Origin of the sequence: Amycolatopsis sp. SB7-3, from assembly GCF_041021335.1 — a bacterium.
Taxonomy (GTDB): domain Bacteria; phylum Actinomycetota; class Actinomycetes; order Mycobacteriales; family Pseudonocardiaceae; genus Amycolatopsis; species Amycolatopsis japonica.
In genome coordinates this window covers 1148483-1163965 of sequence record NZ_JBFPJQ010000001.1, presented here as the reverse complement: position 1 = coordinate 1163965, position 15483 = coordinate 1148483, and the positions used below count along the sequence as shown (strand labels likewise).

Annotated in this window: 13 protein-coding genes; 6 read left to right on the top strand and 7 right to left on the bottom strand. The window is 70.6% G+C overall.

Annotated elements, in window-relative coordinates:
• Positions 1 to 10: 10 nt before the first annotated feature.
• Positions 11 to 1231 (bottom strand): acetyl-CoA C-acetyltransferase, encoded by a 1221-nt coding sequence (locus tag AB8M46_RS05615; RefSeq protein WP_037340795.1) that lies wholly within the window; start codon positions 1229 to 1231, stop codon positions 11 to 13.
• A 179-nt stretch (positions 1232 to 1410) separates the two neighbouring features.
• Between AB8M46_RS05615 and AB8M46_RS05610 the strand changes: the two genes are divergently transcribed.
• The 6 genes from AB8M46_RS05610 (at position 1411) to AB8M46_RS05585 (ending at position 7488) form a co-directional block, all read left to right on the top strand.
• Positions 1411 to 2781 carry a cystathionine beta-synthase gene (locus AB8M46_RS05610; protein WP_037340797.1) on the top strand — a complete coding sequence of 457 codons (1371 nt, stop codon included), beginning with the start codon at positions 1411 to 1413 and terminating at the stop codon, positions 2779 to 2781.
• Between the two features lie 233 nt (positions 2782 to 3014).
• Positions 3015 to 4430: a hypothetical protein gene (locus AB8M46_RS05605; RefSeq protein WP_394359719.1), complete on the top strand. Its 1416-nt coding sequence runs from the start codon at positions 3015 to 3017 to the stop codon at positions 4428 to 4430.
• A gap of 152 nt (positions 4431 to 4582) precedes the next feature.
• Positions 4583 to 5128: a hypothetical protein gene (locus AB8M46_RS05600; protein WP_394359718.1), complete on the top strand. Its 546-nt coding sequence runs from the start codon at positions 4583 to 4585 to the stop codon at positions 5126 to 5128.
• A 51-nt stretch (positions 5129 to 5179) separates the two neighbouring features.
• Positions 5180 to 5650 carry a hypothetical protein gene (locus tag AB8M46_RS05595; protein ID WP_037340804.1) on the top strand — a complete coding sequence of 157 codons (471 nt, stop codon included), beginning with the start codon at positions 5180 to 5182 and terminating at the stop codon, positions 5648 to 5650.
• Between the two features lie 35 nt (positions 5651 to 5685).
• Complete coding sequence (locus AB8M46_RS05590; protein WP_394359717.1) at positions 5686 to 6279, top strand: hypothetical protein; 594 nt, start codon at positions 5686 to 5688, stop codon at positions 6277 to 6279.
• A gap of 51 nt (positions 6280 to 6330) precedes the next feature.
• A complete protein-coding gene (locus AB8M46_RS05585; RefSeq protein ID WP_037340807.1) occupies positions 6331 to 7488 on the top strand; it encodes a cystathionine gamma-synthase in 1158 nt (385 codons plus the stop codon).
• Positions 7489 to 7619: 131 nt separating this feature from the next.
• Here AB8M46_RS05585 and AB8M46_RS05580 read toward each other — a convergent pair whose 3' ends face one another.
• From AB8M46_RS05580 to AB8M46_RS05555, 6 genes are all read right to left on the bottom strand, one after another.
• Positions 7620 to 7898, bottom strand: coding sequence for a hypothetical protein (locus AB8M46_RS05580; protein WP_125733555.1), 279 nt, complete (start codon positions 7896 to 7898; stop codon positions 7620 to 7622).
• A 119-nt stretch (positions 7899 to 8017) separates the two neighbouring features.
• Entirely contained in the window at positions 8018 to 8869 is an 852-nt protein-coding gene (locus AB8M46_RS05575) for a ferredoxin (protein ID WP_378421204.1), read from the bottom strand.
• Positions 8870 to 8880: 11 nt separating this feature from the next.
• Entirely contained in the window at positions 8881 to 10002 is a 1122-nt protein-coding gene (locus tag AB8M46_RS05570) for a TNT domain-containing protein (RefSeq protein ID WP_394359716.1), read from the bottom strand.
• Positions 9999 to 10445: a hypothetical protein gene (locus AB8M46_RS05565; RefSeq protein ID WP_394359715.1), complete on the bottom strand. Its 447-nt coding sequence runs from the start codon at positions 10443 to 10445 to the stop codon at positions 9999 to 10001. The genes AB8M46_RS05570 and AB8M46_RS05565 overlap by 4 nt, the downstream gene beginning before the upstream one ends.
• Complete coding sequence (locus tag AB8M46_RS05560; protein WP_394359714.1) at positions 10445 to 15148, bottom strand: hypothetical protein; 4704 nt, start codon at positions 15146 to 15148, stop codon at positions 10445 to 10447. Before AB8M46_RS05560 ends, AB8M46_RS05565 begins: the two co-directional genes overlap by 1 nt.
• Positions 15148 to 15462 (bottom strand): type VII secretion target, encoded by a 315-nt coding sequence (locus tag AB8M46_RS05555; protein ID WP_037340818.1) that lies wholly within the window; start codon positions 15460 to 15462, stop codon positions 15148 to 15150. Before AB8M46_RS05555 ends, AB8M46_RS05560 begins: the two co-directional genes overlap by 1 nt.
• Positions 15463 to 15483 lie beyond the last annotated feature (21 nt).

The following is a 15483-nucleotide window of genomic DNA, read 5'->3' as shown; positions in this document are numbered from 1 at the left end:
GGTCAGCGGGTCAGGAGAGGCGCTCCAGCACCATCGCCATACCCTGGCCGCCACCGACGCACATCGTCTCGAGGCCGAACTGCTTGTCGTGGTGCCGCAGCGAGTTGATCAGCGTCGAGGTGATCCGCGCGCCGGTCATGCCGAACGGGTGGCCGACGGCGATCGCGCCGCCGTTGACGTTCAGCCGGTCGAGGTCGATCCCGAGGTCCTTGTACGACGGGATGACCTGCGCGGCGAACGCCTCGTTGATCTCGACGAGGTCGATGTCGCCGATGGACATCCCGGCACGCTCGAGCGCCCGCTTCGACGCCTCGACCGGGCCGTAGCCCATGATCTCCGGCGACAGTCCCGAAACACCGGTCGAAACGACGCGGGCGAGCGGCGTGAGGCCGAGTTCCTTCGCCTTGGTGTCGGACATGATGATCACCGCGGCGGCGCCGTCGTTGAGCGGGCAGCAGTTGCCCGCGGTGATCCGGCCGTCGGGGCGGAAGACCGGCTTGAGGCCGGAGACACCTTCGAGGGTGACGCCGGCGCGCGGGCCGTCGTCCTTCGAGACCACCGTGCCGTCCGGAAGGGTCACCGGGGTGATGTCGTTGGCCCAGAAGCCGTCGGCGATGGCCTTCTCGGCGAGGTTCTGCGAGCGGACGCCGAACTCGTCCATCTCCTCACGCGAAACGTTCTTCAGCCGCGCCAGGTTCTCGGCGGTCTGGCCCATCGCGATGTAGACGTCCGGCAGGGCGCCGTTCTCGCGCGGGTCGGTCCAGCTGTCGGCGCCCTCGGCCGCCACCTGCGCGGTGCGGGCCTCGGCGTCGGCGAACAGCGGGTTGTGCGTGTTCGGCCAGGAGTCCGAGCTGCCGTTGGCGAAGCGGGAAACCGTCTCGACGCCGGCGGAGATGAACACGTCGCCTTCGCCCGCCTTGATCGCGTGCAGTGCCATGCGGGTGGTCTGGAGGCTCGACGAGCAGTACCGCGTGATCGTGCAACCGGGCAGGTGGTCGTAGCCGAGTTCGACGGCGACGGCCCGGCCCATGTTGAAGCCCTGCTCGCCGCCGGGGAGACCACAGCCCAGCATGAGGTCTTCGATCTGCGTCGGGTCGAGCTCGGGGACCTTGTCGAGCGCGGCGCGGACCATCTGCGCGGTGAGGTCGTCCGGACGGATGCTCACCAGCGATCCCTTGCCGGCGCGGCCGATCGGGGATCGGGCGGTGGAGACGATGACGGCTTCGGGCATGGAACGACACTCCCTTGTTCTCGATCCAGACGCGCTAAGCGGTTGCTCACCCCGCATCCTCCACCGGAGGGAGGTGCGGGTCAAAGGCGAACGCGACCCACGCCACTCTCCGAAAGTGCGGTTTTCACGCCGCCTGGTTGAGTGGACACATCACGACCTGCGGCGTTTAGGCTGTGGGAGTGGAATACGTCGAGCACATCGTGGACCTCGTGGGCAACACCCCTCTGGTCAAGCTGAACGCACTGGCCGAGGGGCTGCAGCCGCTCATCCTGGCCAAGGTCGAGTACGTCAACCCCGGCGGCAGCGTCAAGGACCGCATCGCGCTGCGGATGATCGAAGCCGCGGAGCGGTCCGGCGAACTGAAGCCCGGCGGCACCATCGTCGAGCCGACGTCCGGCAACACCGGCGTCGGGCTGGCCATGGTGGCGCAGCGCAAGGGATACAAGTGCGTGTTCGTCTGCCCGGACAAGGTCAGCGAGGACAAGCGCAACGTGCTCAAGGCCTACGGTGCCCGCGTCGTGGTCTGCCCGACCGCGGTGGCGCCGGAGCACCCGGACTCCTACTACAACGTCTCCGACCGCCTCGTCCGTGAGATCGAAGGCGCCTGGAAGCCGAACCAGTACGCCAACCCTGAGAACCCCGCCAGCCACTACCACTCGACCGGCCCGGAGCTCTGGAGCCAGACCGAGGGCAAGATCACGCATTTCGTCGCGGGCGTCGGCACGGGCGGCACGATCTCGGGCACCGGCAAGTACCTCAAGGAGGTCAGCGACGGACGCGTCCAGGTCGTCGGCGCCGACCCCGAAGGTTCGGTGTACTCCGGCGGGACCGGACGGCCGTACCTGGTCGAGGGCGTCGGCGAGGACTTCTGGCCGGACACCTACGACCGCGACATCGCCGACCGGATCATCGCGGTGTCGGACGCGGACTCCTTCGACATCACCCGCCGCCTCGCGCTCGAAGAGGGGCTGCTCGTCGGCGGTTCGTGCGGTATGGCCGTCGCCGCCGCGCTCAAGCTCGCCGAGGGGCTCGGCCCGGACGACGTCGTCGTCGTGCTCCTGCCGGACGGCGGCCGCGGCTACCTCACCAAGGTGTTCAACGACAGCTGGATGTCGTCCTACGGCTTCCTGCCGCCGGACTCCAGCGGCGCGACCGTCGGCGACGTCCTGATGAAGAAGAGCGGCTCGCTGCCGAGCCTCGTGCACAGTCACCCGAACGAGACCGTCGCCGAAGCGGTGGCGATCCTTTCGGAGTTCGGCGTCAGCCAGATGCCCGTGGTCAGCGCGGAGCCGCCGGTCATGGCGGCCGAGGTCGTGGGCGCGGTCAACGAGCGCGACCTGCTCGAAGCGCTCTTCACCGGCAAGGCTCAGCTCGCCGACCGGCTCGAGCAGCACATGTCGCCCCCGCTGCCGACCATCGGCGCCGGTGAACAGGTGAGCGCGGCGATGAACGCGCTCTCGGGCGCCGACGGCGCGCTGGTGCTGGTCGACGGCAAACCGGCGGGGGTCGTCACCCGGCACGACCTGCTCGCGTTTCTCGCGGGACGGTAAAGAGGCATTTCATCGGATGGTCGGGCCGGGGCGTTACGAGCGGCCCGCCCGGCTATCCGATAGCGTGTCCGGTGAGTTGAACTTTTATGTCCTCGTCAAGGGGGTTCAAGACCCAAATGAGTGCTCCGCAGCCACCGAATCAGCCTTGGGGTGGCGCCCAGCCACCGCAGGGACCCCCGAGTGGCCCTCAGCCGCAGCAAGACAACCCGTTCGGTTCCCCGGAACCGACCCAGGTGGTGCAGCCCGGGCAGCCGGCCCAGCCCGACTACGGGCAGCCGCAGTACGGGCAGCCTTCCCATGAGCAGCAGGGCGGCGGGTTCGGCGACACGCCGGAGCCCACGCAGGTCGTGCAGCCGGTCCAGCCGGGTTCCGGCGACGCGAACGCGACCCAGGTCGTGCAGCCGGTGAGCGGCGGCGGCGAAAGCCCCACCGCCGAGTCCACCCAGCTCGTGCCGCCGGGTTCGCAGCCGCCCGCCATCCCGTACGCCCCGCCGCCGAGCGCGGCCGACAACCCGGCCGCCGGTGCCTACGGCGCCCAGGGTGGCGGCTTCGGCCAGCAGCAGGGTTTCGGCCAGCCCCAGCAGGGCGGGTTCGACCCGGCGCAGGGCCAGCAGCAGCCCGGTTTCGGCCAGCCGCAGCAGGGCTTCGGCGGACCGCCGCAGGGCGGCTTCGGCCAGCAGCCCGGTTTCGGCGGGCCGCCGCCGGGTTACAGCCCCGCCGCGGCGGGCGGGGGCGGTGGCAACCAGATGTTCGGGCTCATCGCCGGCGGCGTCGTGGCGTTGCTCGGCCTGATCGCCTTGATCGTCTCGTTCGTCTACTTCGGTGACGCCAGCGACTACTCGAAGGTCTTCGACAGCGCTCCGAACCAGGAACAGATCGACAAGTTCCTCGACGAGGCGGGCCTGGTCGGCCCGGGCGCGATCTGGTTCTACGTGATCATGCTTCTGGTCGGCTCGCTCGCTTCGCTCGCCGGTGGTGTCGGGCTCGCCCTCGCGGGCAAGCTCCCCGGCACGGTGAAGAAGATCGCGCCGATCGTCGTCGCCGCCGGTGGCGCGCTGCTGGTGCTGTTCGGTGTCCTCCTGCTCAGCGGTTCGTCCCCGTCGTCGGACTTCCTGGACAAGCTGCCGCCGTCCGCCAGGGACAGCGCCGGTATCGGCGGTGGCCTGCTGCACCTGCTCCTCGGCATCGTGATCCTGATCGTCGGTGCGCTGGGCCTGATCCCGGCGACCGCGCAGTTCGTCGGCCTCGGTGGCGGCGGTTCGGTGCTGGGTGCCCCGCAGGGCGGCCAGCCCGGTGGTTTCGGCGGTCCGCCGCAGGGTGGCTTCGGCCAGCCGGGGCAGCCCGGTCAGCCGGGCCAGCCCGGACAGTTCGGCCAGTCGCAGCCGGGTGGCTTCGGTCAGCCCGGACAGCCCGGTCCGTCTTCGGGTGGTTTCCCGCAGCAGGGTCAGCCCGGTGGGTTCGGGCAGCAGCCCGGCCAGCAGGGTCCGCCGAGCGGCGGGTTCGCCCAGCCCGGTCAGCCGCCGCAGGGTGGTTTCGGCCAGGCTCCGCAGCAGCCCGGCGGTTTCGGGCAGCAGCCCGGACAGCAGGGTCCGCCGAGCGGCGGTTTCGGCCAGCCGGGCCAGCCCGGTCAGCCCCCGCAGCAGTGGTGATTAGCCGCCACTGAACGGTTTCGTACGGAACACCCCCGGCCCGTGGCCGGGGGTGTTCCGTTTGGCCGGGGTATACCGATTCGCCTGCCAGGGCCGGTGCACGCGGACTAGGGTGAGCGCGGTCAACCCACACCTGGCCCGACGGGAGCGACGTGACCGGTCCGTACGGATATCCCGCCCAGCAGCCCGGACCGCCAGGTTTCGGGTATCCCGCACCGCAGGCCAAGCCGTCCGGGGCGACGGCGATCATCGCCGCGGTGCTCGGTCTCGTCGGGGCGCTCGCGTCCGGTTTCATCCCCATCCGCTACTTCATCGAGCTCCCGTCGGGGTTCAGCCTCTCGAACCTGCCCGGTTTCGCGCTCGTCGAGCTGGTGCTGTACCTGCTCGCCGCGCTGTTCCTGCTGATGGGCGCGCTGACGACGTTCTTCCGGTCGCTGATCGGCGCCATCCTGCTGATCCTCGGCTCGCTGCTCGCCATCCTGGCCGTCGTGCTGGAGCCGATCGCGTTCCGCGTGCCGTACCGGATCCACCTCGACATCCTGCTCCGGTTCGCCACCTTCGACGGTGTCCTCCGGCTGGCCATGGTCGTGTTCGGCCTGGTGGCGCTGTTGCTGGCGGTGCTCCCGCCGACGTTCAGGTACCTGCGCTGGCGGCCCGCCCCGGTGCAGCCGTACCGGCCGCAGAATCAGTTTCCCTAGCAGGGCGGATGGTGAGATCCTGAGCCGTCCGGCTCGGCTTGGGGGAGTTCGATGGGTCAGAACCAGTCTTCGGGGACCGCGATCGGCGCGGCCGTCCTCGCCATCCTGTGCGGCATGCGGTACTTGTCCGAGGCGGGCACCTTCGTCGGGCAGCTCGCCTTTCTCGGGCCGGCTCCCCAGTACTTCGCTGGAACGGCGTGGAACGGGGTGCTGACGGCGACCCTGTTCGTGGGCGGCGTCCTGTTGCTGCTGCGTAGGACACTCGGCCGCACACTGGTCGTCGCCGGGACGGCGCTCGCGATGGTGGCGACGTTGCTCGCGAACGGCGCGGTCCGCGCGTACTTCTTCGCCGAAGTGGACGGAGAGCCGCTGGTGACGGGTGAGGTGGTCGCGTTCCTCCTGTTCGTGATGACCTTCACCGCGCTGGTGCTGTCGGTGATCAGGCCGACTTCGGACTGGCTGGAGGGGCGGCGGCGTGACGACGACGAGCCGTCGAAGCAGGATCGGCTTCCCGGCTGGTAGCCCGGGGTGGAACGAAGATTCGGCAAAGGGGAGAAATGACTTTCCAGCACTACCCGCCACAGGGCGGCTATCCGGCACCCGGTGCCTATCCGCCGCCGGGCATGGCGCGGCAACCGAGCGGGGCGACCGGGATCATCGCCGGGGTCCTGGCGATCCTCGGCGGGCTCTGGTTCCTCGCCGGGGTCGTGTCCCACGTCGTCGAGCTCTCGCATTACGTCATTTCGTTCCTCGTGGTGGGGGCGGTGCTGGACTTCGTCAGCGCGGCTCTGCTGCTGGGCGGCGGGATCCTGCTGCTCGTGCGCAAACGCGCCGGACGGGTGCTCACCGTGATCGGGTCCGCGGGCGCGATCGGGTTCGTGGTGCTGACCTTCCTGTTCCGGGCGATCGGCTCGAGTTTCTACTTCTCGTACGGCGGCGTGATGCTGCATTTCGGCTTCGGCTGGCTTCTCTTCGTGGTGCTGATCCCGGCGATCGTGACCCTCGTGCTGGCGCTGATCCCGCCGACGGGGCGCTGGCTGGCGGCCAAGGACACGGCCGCGAACCCGCAGAACTTCGGGTACCCGCAGCAGCCCGGATACCCGCCGGCTCCCGGCGCCCAGCAGCAGGGACAACCACCCGCGCAGTGGTGAGTTCAATCCCAGACGATGGGATCTCGAGTGGGTGGCCGTACCCTTGGGGGTATGGCCGACGATTACTCTCTGCTGGGCTTCGAGACGCGCGCGATCCACGCCGGGCAGACCCCTGATCCCCGGACCGGCGCGGTCATCGTGCCGATCTATCAGACCTCGACCTACGCGCAGGACGGCGTCGGCGGCACGCGCGAAGGTGACTACGAGTACTCCCGCACCGCGAACCCCACGCGCACCGCGCTGGAGGTCGCGCTCGCGGCGCTCGAAGGCGCGCGGCACGGTCTGGCGTACGCGTCGGGGATGGCGGCCAGCGACGTCCTGCTGCGGGCGACCCTGCGGCCCGGAGACCACCTCGTGCTCGGCAACGACGCGTACGGCGGCACTTTCCGGCTGATCGACAAGGTGCTCAGCCTGTGGGGCGTCGAGCACACGGTCGCCGACCTGGGGAACATCGCCGAGGTCCGCGCCGCGATCCGGCCGGAGACGAAGCTGATCTGGTGCGAGTCGCCGACGAACCCGATGCTGGGGATCGCCGACATCGCCGCGCTCGCCGAGGTCGCGCACGGCGCCGGCGCCCGCCTGGTCGTCGACAACACCTTCGCCACCCCGTACCTGCAGAACCCGCTTTCGCTGGGTGCCGACGTCGTCCTGCACTCGACGACCAAGTACCTCGGCGGGCACTCCGACGTCGTCGGCGGCGCGATCCTGACGAACGAGGACGAACTGCGCGAGCAGCTGTTCTACCTGCGCAACGCCGCGGGCGCGGTCCCCGGCCCGTTCGACGCGTGGCTGACCCTGCGCGGGATCAAGACGCTCGCGCTGCGGATGGAGCGGCACAGCGACAACGCCGAACTCATCGCCCGGATGCTGCTGAAGCACCCGAAGGTCGAGCGGGTCTACTACCCGGGTCTGCCGGAGCACCCCGGCCACGAGGTCGCTTCGAAGCAGATGCGGCGCTTCGGCGGGATGATCTCGTTCACCCACGTCGACGGCGAGCAGGCCGCTCTCGAGGCCGCGTCGAAGACGAAGCTGTTCATCCTGGCGGAGTCGCTGGGCGGGATCGAGTCGCTCATCGAGCACCCGGGCCGGATGACCCACGCGAGCACCGCCGGGTCCACCCTGGAGGTGCCGGACAACCTGCTGCGGCTGTCGGTCGGTATCGAGGACGGCAGCGACCTGGTCGCCGATCTGGCGAGCGCCCTGGGCTGACCGCCGCCGGGCCCGGAGAGTGAGCAAGGGACCTTTGCTGTCGTTCGCGTAGCCATGCTAAGCAAATGACAGCAAAGGTCCCTTGCTCCTTTCGCGCTGGTCAGCGCGGTGTGGTGGGAGGAAGCGCCCGGTTACGGGCGGAAGTTGCTGGGCGTGACGCCGGTCTTCGCGTCCGCCTCGTGTGAAGTCCCCTGCGGCGCGGCGGGCAGCTCCGAGCCGTCGACACAGCCGCCGACGAGCTCGATGTGGTTGTCGTGCCGGATGTACTGGCCGGGGTCCACGCAGCCGGCGCGGTCGACCGTGTAGACGGCGGCGCCGGTCAGCAGCGCGGCCGAGGTGAGTGCCAGCACGACCGGGAGCATCCCGGCGGAGCGGGTCGTCCGGACCCTGCCGATGTTCCCCCGTGCCATGTGTGCTCCCTGGTCGCCTTCGCCGACGCCGTCAAGAGTACCCGGACCGCGAACTTGTCACGTGACGTATCCGTCAGGTGGCATCTTCCGGCCGCGGATCGGCCTCGAACACTTGAGTCCTAAGTGGACGGCCGGCCGGTGATCGCGGCGACCGCCAGTTCCCGTTCGGGCTCGCCGACCTCGGGCAGGGTGAACCGCAACGCCCGGATGTGGCCGAGGAGTTCGGGATCGGGAGCGACGTCGTGCTCGCGCAGGTAGTAGGCGACCGCGCCCGGCCAGTACCACCGGCCGTCCGTGCGGAAGTTCAACGGCACCAACGGTTCCCGGTCGGGGTCGAAGGCGTCGGCGTCGTAGGTCCGCGACGCCAGCACGACCGGTGCGCCGTCGAGGTACCGCAGCACCCGGTCCCGCTCGGCCGGGGACAGCGGCTCACGGTTCACCACCGGGCGGCCCGACTCGTCGAGGCCGTCGTGGACCCGCGGCGACTTCAAGGCTTCCGGTGTCTCCGCGGGTGGGGTGGCCACCGGCAAGGGCGCCAGCCCCGCCCGTTGCCGCAGCCACGGCGGGATGTACTGCTCGGTCCGCGGGAAGAACCGCAGTTCGTCCTGGAACCCGATCGGCGGCGGGGGACGACGCCAGACCGGCTCCTGGTCGAGCATGAAATCGACGGAGGTGCCTTGAGCGGCGTCGAAGGTCAGCGTCGCGGCCAGCCAGGTGCCCTGGCCGGGCTGGTACATCCCGGCCCGCAGCGTGCCGAGGAGCTGGACCAGTTCCGGCGGTGCCGCGATCGGCTGCGTCGTTCCGTCCGGTCCGGTGATGAGCACGTCGGTCTCGAGATGCCTCCCGACGGCCCGGTGCTCGGTCCGCAGCCTCCGCCAGCCGGGCGGGGCCATCGACGCGAGGCCGTTGCCGATCTGGGCGACGATCTGCTGTTGCTGTTCCGGGCCGAGCGGCCCGGGCGGCGTGGTCATCGATGCTCCCCTCAGCTCCGCGGCGGCGGGGGCTGCGTCGTCGCCTGCGGGATCTCCACGAGGGAGCCGTCGGCGAGCAGGTCCGCGACCGACCGGGCGAGGACGTACGCGGTACCGCCGCCGGCCTGCTCGTACCAGGCGACGGCCGTACCGGTGATCGCGCGCACCGGTCGCACCAGCCGATAGACGTGGTACTCCCGCTCCGCCCGCTCGGCTTTGTGCGACCGGTGGGTGAATTCGGTGCGGGCGGCGAACAGCGTGTTGCCCGACGGGTCGCCGTAGCGGTCCATCTCGGTTCCCGGCGGCAGCGTCACCAGCCGTTTCCCTTCGTACAGCGACAGCCCGCCGTCATCGCTCATCGGCTGGATCGGCCAGGCCGACGTCGGTCGCTTGGCGTCCGGCGGCAGTTCGTCGCGGAAGGCGGGCCGATTCAGGTACAGGTGACCGGTGAAGTACCGCGCGGCCTCCCACGCGGTGGCGAACTCGGCCCGGGCGAAGCGGTCTTCTCCCTGTGCCCAGAACACCGCCCAGCGGCCTTCTTCGGGAACGAGGCACCACGCGCCGTCCGCGACCTCACCGATCCGGTAGCGGCTCGTGTCCAGTTCCAGCTCGATCGCGGCCTGACTCGCCGCGGCCAGCGCTTCTTTGGCCGCGATGTCCGCGTCGGAGTGTCCGGCGAGTGTCGCGACGGCGGCCCGGCCCGCCCGGTCGGCCAGCCAGTCCGGCACCATCCCGGCGTCACGGGGGAAGTCGGCGAGCTCCCGCACGAACGCCGAGGCGGGCGGTTCGCCGTCCCACGACGGTTCCTGATCCCAGACGTAGGTCGACTCGATCCGCGAATCGAGGTGGACGTGCGCGGTGGTCTCGCTCCACGTTCCCCGGCCCGGCCGGTACATCCCGGCTCGCAGACGGGAAATCAGGCCGGCCAGTTCCGGTCGCGGCGTCCACAGGTTCAGTCCGCCGTCGGTGGCCCGGCGGACCATCACCGAAAGCTCGGTGTAATCCCCGACCGCGCGGTAGGTGATCATCACCTGCGACCAGTCCACCGGGCAGAAGTTGGTCACCAGGTTGGAGACCAGACTCCAGAGCTCGTCCTGTTCCTTGGCACCGAACGGTTCCTGTGCGGTGGTCATCGGCCTTCCTCCGCGGCTCCGGCCTCGGCCAGTTTCTCGTTCAGCCAATCCGGGATGTGCGCCTCGTCGCGCGGGAACGCCTCGAGGTCACGCGCCCAGCCTTCGGTCGCGATCGACGGGTTCCACAACGGATCCCAGTCGTAGTTGTACTTGACGTAGATCGTCCCCGGCGCGTCGATGATCACCCGCGACGAGAACCACGTTCCCTTGTCGGGTTCGTGCATCCCTTCGCGGAGCCGGAGCAGGCTCTGGCGCACCTCGTCGGGAATGAGCACGGCAGGGTTGGAGCCGTCCGCGAGCAGCACCGTCAGCGACAGGTCGTGCACGTCGATGTTGGCGAGGCACATCAGGTCGATGCGCCGCCAGCCCTCGGGAGCCGCGTCGACGAGGGCGATGCCCACGGCGTTCGTCAGCTCTTGCCGTTGCGTGGCGTCGATCGCCATCACGTACCGCCCCCTGCGCTAGGTGGCACATTCGGGAAACTCCGAATGCGCACGGTGCGGACCACGTTGCCGTCCGCGTCGGTCACATTCTCCACCCACCGCACCTGCAAGGTGTGCGGTGCCCGGTCGCCGTCCGCGCGCAGCGCGTACGTGTCGACCTGTTCGATGCTCCGGTTGAGCCCGTCCGTGTGCTTGGCCGGATCGAGGAAGTCGGACAGGTCGCTTTCGAAGGCGTACCAATGCGCGTCGCCGGCGGAGTGCAGACCCTGGTTCTGCGCCCGCCACTGGCCGAGCATGTTGAGCAGCTCGCCGGGACCGCGGAACTGGTTGCCCGCGATATGCCCGCCGTCGTACTTGTTGATGTTGCGGCCGGTCGGGTTGCCGTCGGCGTCCAGCTCCGGTTCCTTGCCTTCGACCCCGCCGCCGCGCTTCTGCGAGGATTCGTCGCGCCGGTCGATCTCGTGCTTGTCAGCACGCTCCAGGTCGTTGCTCGTGGCCGCGACCGTGTCGGTGTCGTAGGACCGCGTGCCGTGCCGGTTGCCGACCTCCGGGCCCGTCTCGTACACGAACCGTCCGCCGTCGACGTTGTAGACCATGTTCGGCTTCGGGTAGTTCAGGTCCGGGTGATGCGGCTGGTAGGTCTCGGCGAGCCGGATGTTCCCGTGTTCGTCGGTCCAGTAGACCGCGCGCTGCCTCGTGACGGTCTTGTCGCCGTCCTTGTATTCGCTCTCGACGACGTACCGCGAATTCGCTTCGAGGGGCGGCGTGTGCCTGTCGAAGAAGGATTCGTTCTTGTCGAGGGGGACCTTTCGCTGCGTCGAGCCCTCGAAATCCTGCGGGTTGCGCACATTGGGCGGGACCTCGGCGTCCGGGTCGATCCGCTGGACCAGCCGGACCTCCCCGATGTCGGCGCGCGGCATGTTCGCGAGATCGGGATTCGTCCGCGCGATCCGGCCGGATTCGACCTCGGCCCAGCGGACCCGGCCGTTGCCGTCGGTGTAGTAGGTGCCCCGGTAGTCGCCGTTGGTGTCGTGCACCCGGTAGGCGGTGTTCTCCTGCAGGTCCGTGCGGGCGACGAACGGCTGGCCGGGCTTCGGCGGGTTGGGTGAGTCCGGATGACCCGGCCCGATGTCGACGTGCCTGTCCGCCGGGAAGTCGGGCCGGTGGAACCGGACGGCGGGCTCGGGGAGCCCGTCGGGACCGGTGCGGAACACCTGGTGCTCGCCGTCGATCTCCACCCGGTACGTCGTGTCCGGACGGGGGTGCAGCAGATCCGGGTTCGCCCGGTAGTCCGGGTTCGGCGAGCCGTCGGACAGCCGGTGCGGGACGTTCGGCTGGTTCGTGTCGATATGCGTGACCCGGCCGGTGCCGTCGGTGTGGTAAGTCCCGCGCAGGGTGCCGTCGCTGTCGCGGACCTCGTAGCTGCGGTTGTTCTCGAGTCGCTGGTTCCCGGGGAACGGCTCGTCCGGACGGGGAGCCCGCGGCGCGCCCGGCTCCGGGTTGTCCGGCCGCACCCGGACCGGCTCGCCGACGGACTCCGGCGTGAAGTCCGTGATCCGCTGCGGGTTCTGGCGGCGCTGCTGCTGCCGGTCCTCGTCCAGCAGATCCCGTTCCTGCTGACGGGATTCGGGATTCCGGTTCGGATGGTCGCGATCCGGCGGCTCGGTGCCCTGCCGGTCCGGTGTCGTGTTGTCGTCCGCGTCCGGCGGTTCGTCGCCGTCGCCGCGGCTGCGGGCGCTGTCGGCGTCCACGTCCTGCTTGTCCGCGTGCGTGGTGTCCGGGGTGAAGCCGTCGTCGCTCGCCCGGCGGGCGGTGCCGTCGGGGCTGTGGACGTCCCAATCGCCGTTCGGCGGGATCTTGGGCCGGGGGCGGCCGTCGGGGCCGATCTCGTAGTCGGACGAGAAGACGCGCCCGTTCGAGTCGGTCCACGCCGGTTTGCTCGGCGCCATCACCTCGGTGTCGAGTTCCCGCGACAGACGGCGCGCGAAGTCGTTCGAGCCGGCGTCGCAGCCGATCAGCCTGATCGGGCGGCCGTCGTAATCCCCGTTGCGCCGCAGGATGTCCGCGAACTCTTCCGGGGTGTAGGTGCGGTTGCCGATCCGGGCGTGGCCGTCCGGCGTGACGTGCACGTCGACGGTGTAGCGGCCGTCCGGATCCGGCTGGACCCGGTGCGGCAGGTCGCCCATGTCCGAGTCGCCGCGGTGATACGAGCTGCCCGCGGGTGTGCTTTCGGAATGCCGCTGGTTGACCTCGTCCGGCGTCAGCGGACGATCCGGCTCGGCGTCGGGGCCGCGGTCGTGCGGCGAACCGTCGGGGTGACCGTCCTGGCGCGGGCCGTGCCCGTCGGGGCCGTGGCCGTCCGGCGAGTGCGGCGGCCCGGAGTGGCCCCCGGGGCCTCGGCCGCCCGGACCGGTGTTGCCGGGACCAGTGCCGCCCGGCCGGTTGCCCGGGCCGTGGGTGCCGGGAGTGCCGGTGTGCGGCTGGGCGCCGGGGCCGAAGTCGTTGCCACGGGCGACCGGCTGCGGCTGATGCGGCTGGTTGGGCCGTCCGCCGGGGCCGGTCTGACCGGGACCGCGGCTGGGACCGGTGTGGGTGTCGGGTGTCCGCGGGGCGTGCGGGTCCGGGGTGCGCGGCGAACCGGGCGTCCCCGTCCAGCCGCCACCTTGCGGCCTGCCGCCGGGCGAACCCGGAGTGCCGCCGGGGGTGCCGCCCGGAGCGCCTTGAGGCGGCATGCCGCCCGCCATCGGCTGGCCCTGCGGCGGGACACCGGGCGAACCGTCGCCGCCGGGACCGCCGCGCTGCGAAGGCACGTGCGACGGGCCCGCGTCGCCGAGACGCGGTGCCGTCGGCGCGGTGCCGCTGGTCGTCGTGCCGCTGTCGGTCGGCCTGGTGGGGCTGCCGCCGTCGTTGCCGCCGTGGTGGCCGGGCGACGGGTCGGAACGAGGGGTGGGTGAACCGCCGCCGTCGCCGCCGTGCGTCCGGGGCGAGCCGCCGCCGTCGCCGGTGTGGCTCGGGGAGCCGCCGCTGTCGGTACGGGTGTGCGGAGCGGGCGAGCCACTGTCGGGTGTGTGGCTCGGGGAACCACTGTCGGCACGGGTGTGCGGGGCGGGCGAGCCTCCGTCCGGTGTGTGGCTGGGGGAACCGCCGCTGTCGGCCCGCGTGTGCGGGGCCGGGGAGCCGCTGTCGGGTGTGTGGCTGGGAGATCCGCCCGTGTCGGCACGGGTGTGCGGAGCGGGGGAACCGCCGTCGGCACGGGTGTGCGGAGTGGAGGAGCCGCTGTCCGGTGTGTGGCTCGGGGACCCGCCGGTGTCCGCACGGGTGTGCGGGGCGGGGGAGCCGCCGTCCGGTGTGTGGCTGGGCGAACCGCCGGTGTCCGTGCGGTTCGGGCTCGGTGAGCCGCCGTCGGACCGGGTGTGCGGAGTCGACGTGTCGGAGCGGGCGGTACTGGGGGAACCGTTGCCGCCCGTATCACCGTCCGAAGTGGACGGTCCGTCGCCGGCGCGGTCGGGAGAGCCGCCGTCGGACCGGGACGGCGAGCCGCCACCGTCCCTTGTGGACGATGAGCCGCCGCCGTCGCCGCGGGTGGTGCTCGACGGGGCGCCCGAATCGCCGGAGCCGCCCGTGTGGCCGTCGGAACCGTTCGAACCGTTGGAGCCGTCGCCCGAGCCGCTCCCGTCGCCGGAGCCGCTGCCGGAATCACCGGAGCCATTGCCGTCACCGGAGCCACTGCCCGAGCCGTCGCCGGAGCCGCTACCGCTGCCCGAACCGTCACCGTCCGGGCCGTCCCCGGAACCCGAGCCGGAGCCGCCGCCGGATCCACCGGATCCGCCGCCGCTGCCGCCGCGCTGGATGAACCCGCCCGTCTTGATGTTCTTGGTGTTGATCACGTCCAGGCCGGTGACCTTGCCCGCGATCTTGCCGAAGATCTTGATGATCTTCTCGAAGACGTCGGCCAGCTTGCCGAGCAGCGGCGAGACCCGCCGCATCGCGTCGCACAGTTCCTTGAGCTTGTCGGCGATCTTCGCGGCCCACTTGGCGATCGCGGTGACGGCCTGGGCGACCACCACGGGCGTGCCGAAGCCGAGGGAGAACACAGTCTCCATGACCCACGCGATGAGCTTGCCGACCGCGTCCGCGATCAGCTGGCGGATGAACTCACGGACGAACGCGACGATCTCGCCGAAGATCATCACGACGGTGCTGATCGCGCCCGCGACCGTCGCCGCGCCGCTGATCGCCTCGGCCTGTTCCGCGGCCTGCTTGCGGTACTGGTCGGCCGCCTCGCCCGTCCAGCCGGTCGTGCCGTTCTTGACCGCGTTCGAGAACTCGACCTGGGTGTCTTCCAGCTTCTTGGCGACGTTGCCCCAGGTTTCGGAGTACGACTGGATGACCGGCGGGTCGCCGGCGACGGCGTCCAGCATGTCCTTCAGCGGCTGCATGTGTTCCATCAGGAACGAGGCCACCGACGACATCAGGTAACCGAACGGGTCGATCGCCGCGCTGGCGAGCTCGCCCGCGAGGCTCAGCACACCGAGCCCGCCGCCGATCCAGTCGCCGTTCGAGATGCCGTTGAAGGCGTCCATGGCCGACTCGGCGACGCCGATGCCCGCCCCGTAGCCGTATTCACTGTTCCCGGCCGTCAGCGGACCCGGGCCGTCTCCATCCGTCGGCGCCTTCGCGACGAGCGGGTTTCCCTCGGGCATCAGTCAGGCACCTGCGCGTTCTTGAACTCTGCGGCGAAGTTCTCGTCCTGCGTCTGGTAGGCGTTGGACGCGGACCGCACGTTGTTCGCCACCGCCGTCGCGGCCTCGACGGCCTTGGTCAGCGCGTTGATGCCGAATTCCTCGACCGGGTCGAGCATCATCCGGAACGGCTGGCAGATGATGCCGTACGCGTCGGTCGGCATGCTCACCTGCTGCGCGGCGTCGACCGCCGTGCGCAGGCCGTCGGCGATGCCGTCGATCTGCTTGGCGTGCGCGTCGAGGTCGGCGCCGAGCTCAAAACCCTTGCCTGCCATGGTTTCTCCCCTCTACCAGGC

Bases quoted from the DNA above. Each gene is read 5' to 3' on its own strand.
- AB8M46_RS05615 (WP_037340795.1), bottom strand. From the start codon at position 1,231: ATGCCCGAAGCCGTCATCGTCTCCACCGCCCGATCCCCGATCGGCCGC.
- AB8M46_RS05595 (WP_037340804.1), top strand. From the start codon at position 5,180: ATGGGTCAGAACCAGTCTTCGGGGACCGCGATCGGCGCGGCCGTCCTC.
- AB8M46_RS05590 (WP_394359717.1), top strand. From the start codon at position 5,686: ATGACTTTCCAGCACTACCCGCCACAGGGCGGCTATCCGGCACCCGGT.
- AB8M46_RS05585 (WP_037340807.1), top strand. From the start codon at position 6,331: ATGGCCGACGATTACTCTCTGCTGGGCTTCGAGACGCGCGCGATCCAC.
- AB8M46_RS05580 (WP_125733555.1), bottom strand. From the start codon at position 7,898: ATGGCACGGGGGAACATCGGCAGGGTCCGGACGACCCGCTCCGCCGGG.
- AB8M46_RS05575 (WP_378421204.1), bottom strand. From the start codon at position 8,869: ATGACCACGCCGCCCGGGCCGCTCGGCCCGGAACAGCAACAGCAGATC.
- AB8M46_RS05570 (WP_394359716.1), bottom strand. From the start codon at position 10,002: ATGACCACCGCACAGGAACCGTTCGGTGCCAAGGAACAGGACGAGCTC.
- AB8M46_RS05565 (WP_394359715.1), bottom strand. From the start codon at position 10,445: ATGGCGATCGACGCCACGCAACGGCAAGAGCTGACGAACGCCGTGGGC.
- AB8M46_RS05560 (WP_394359714.1), bottom strand. From the start codon at position 15,148: ATGCCCGAGGGAAACCCGCTCGTCGCGAAGGCGCCGACGGATGGAGAC.
- AB8M46_RS05555 (WP_037340818.1), bottom strand. From the start codon at position 15,462: ATGGCAGGCAAGGGTTTTGAGCTCGGCGCCGACCTCGACGCGCACGCC.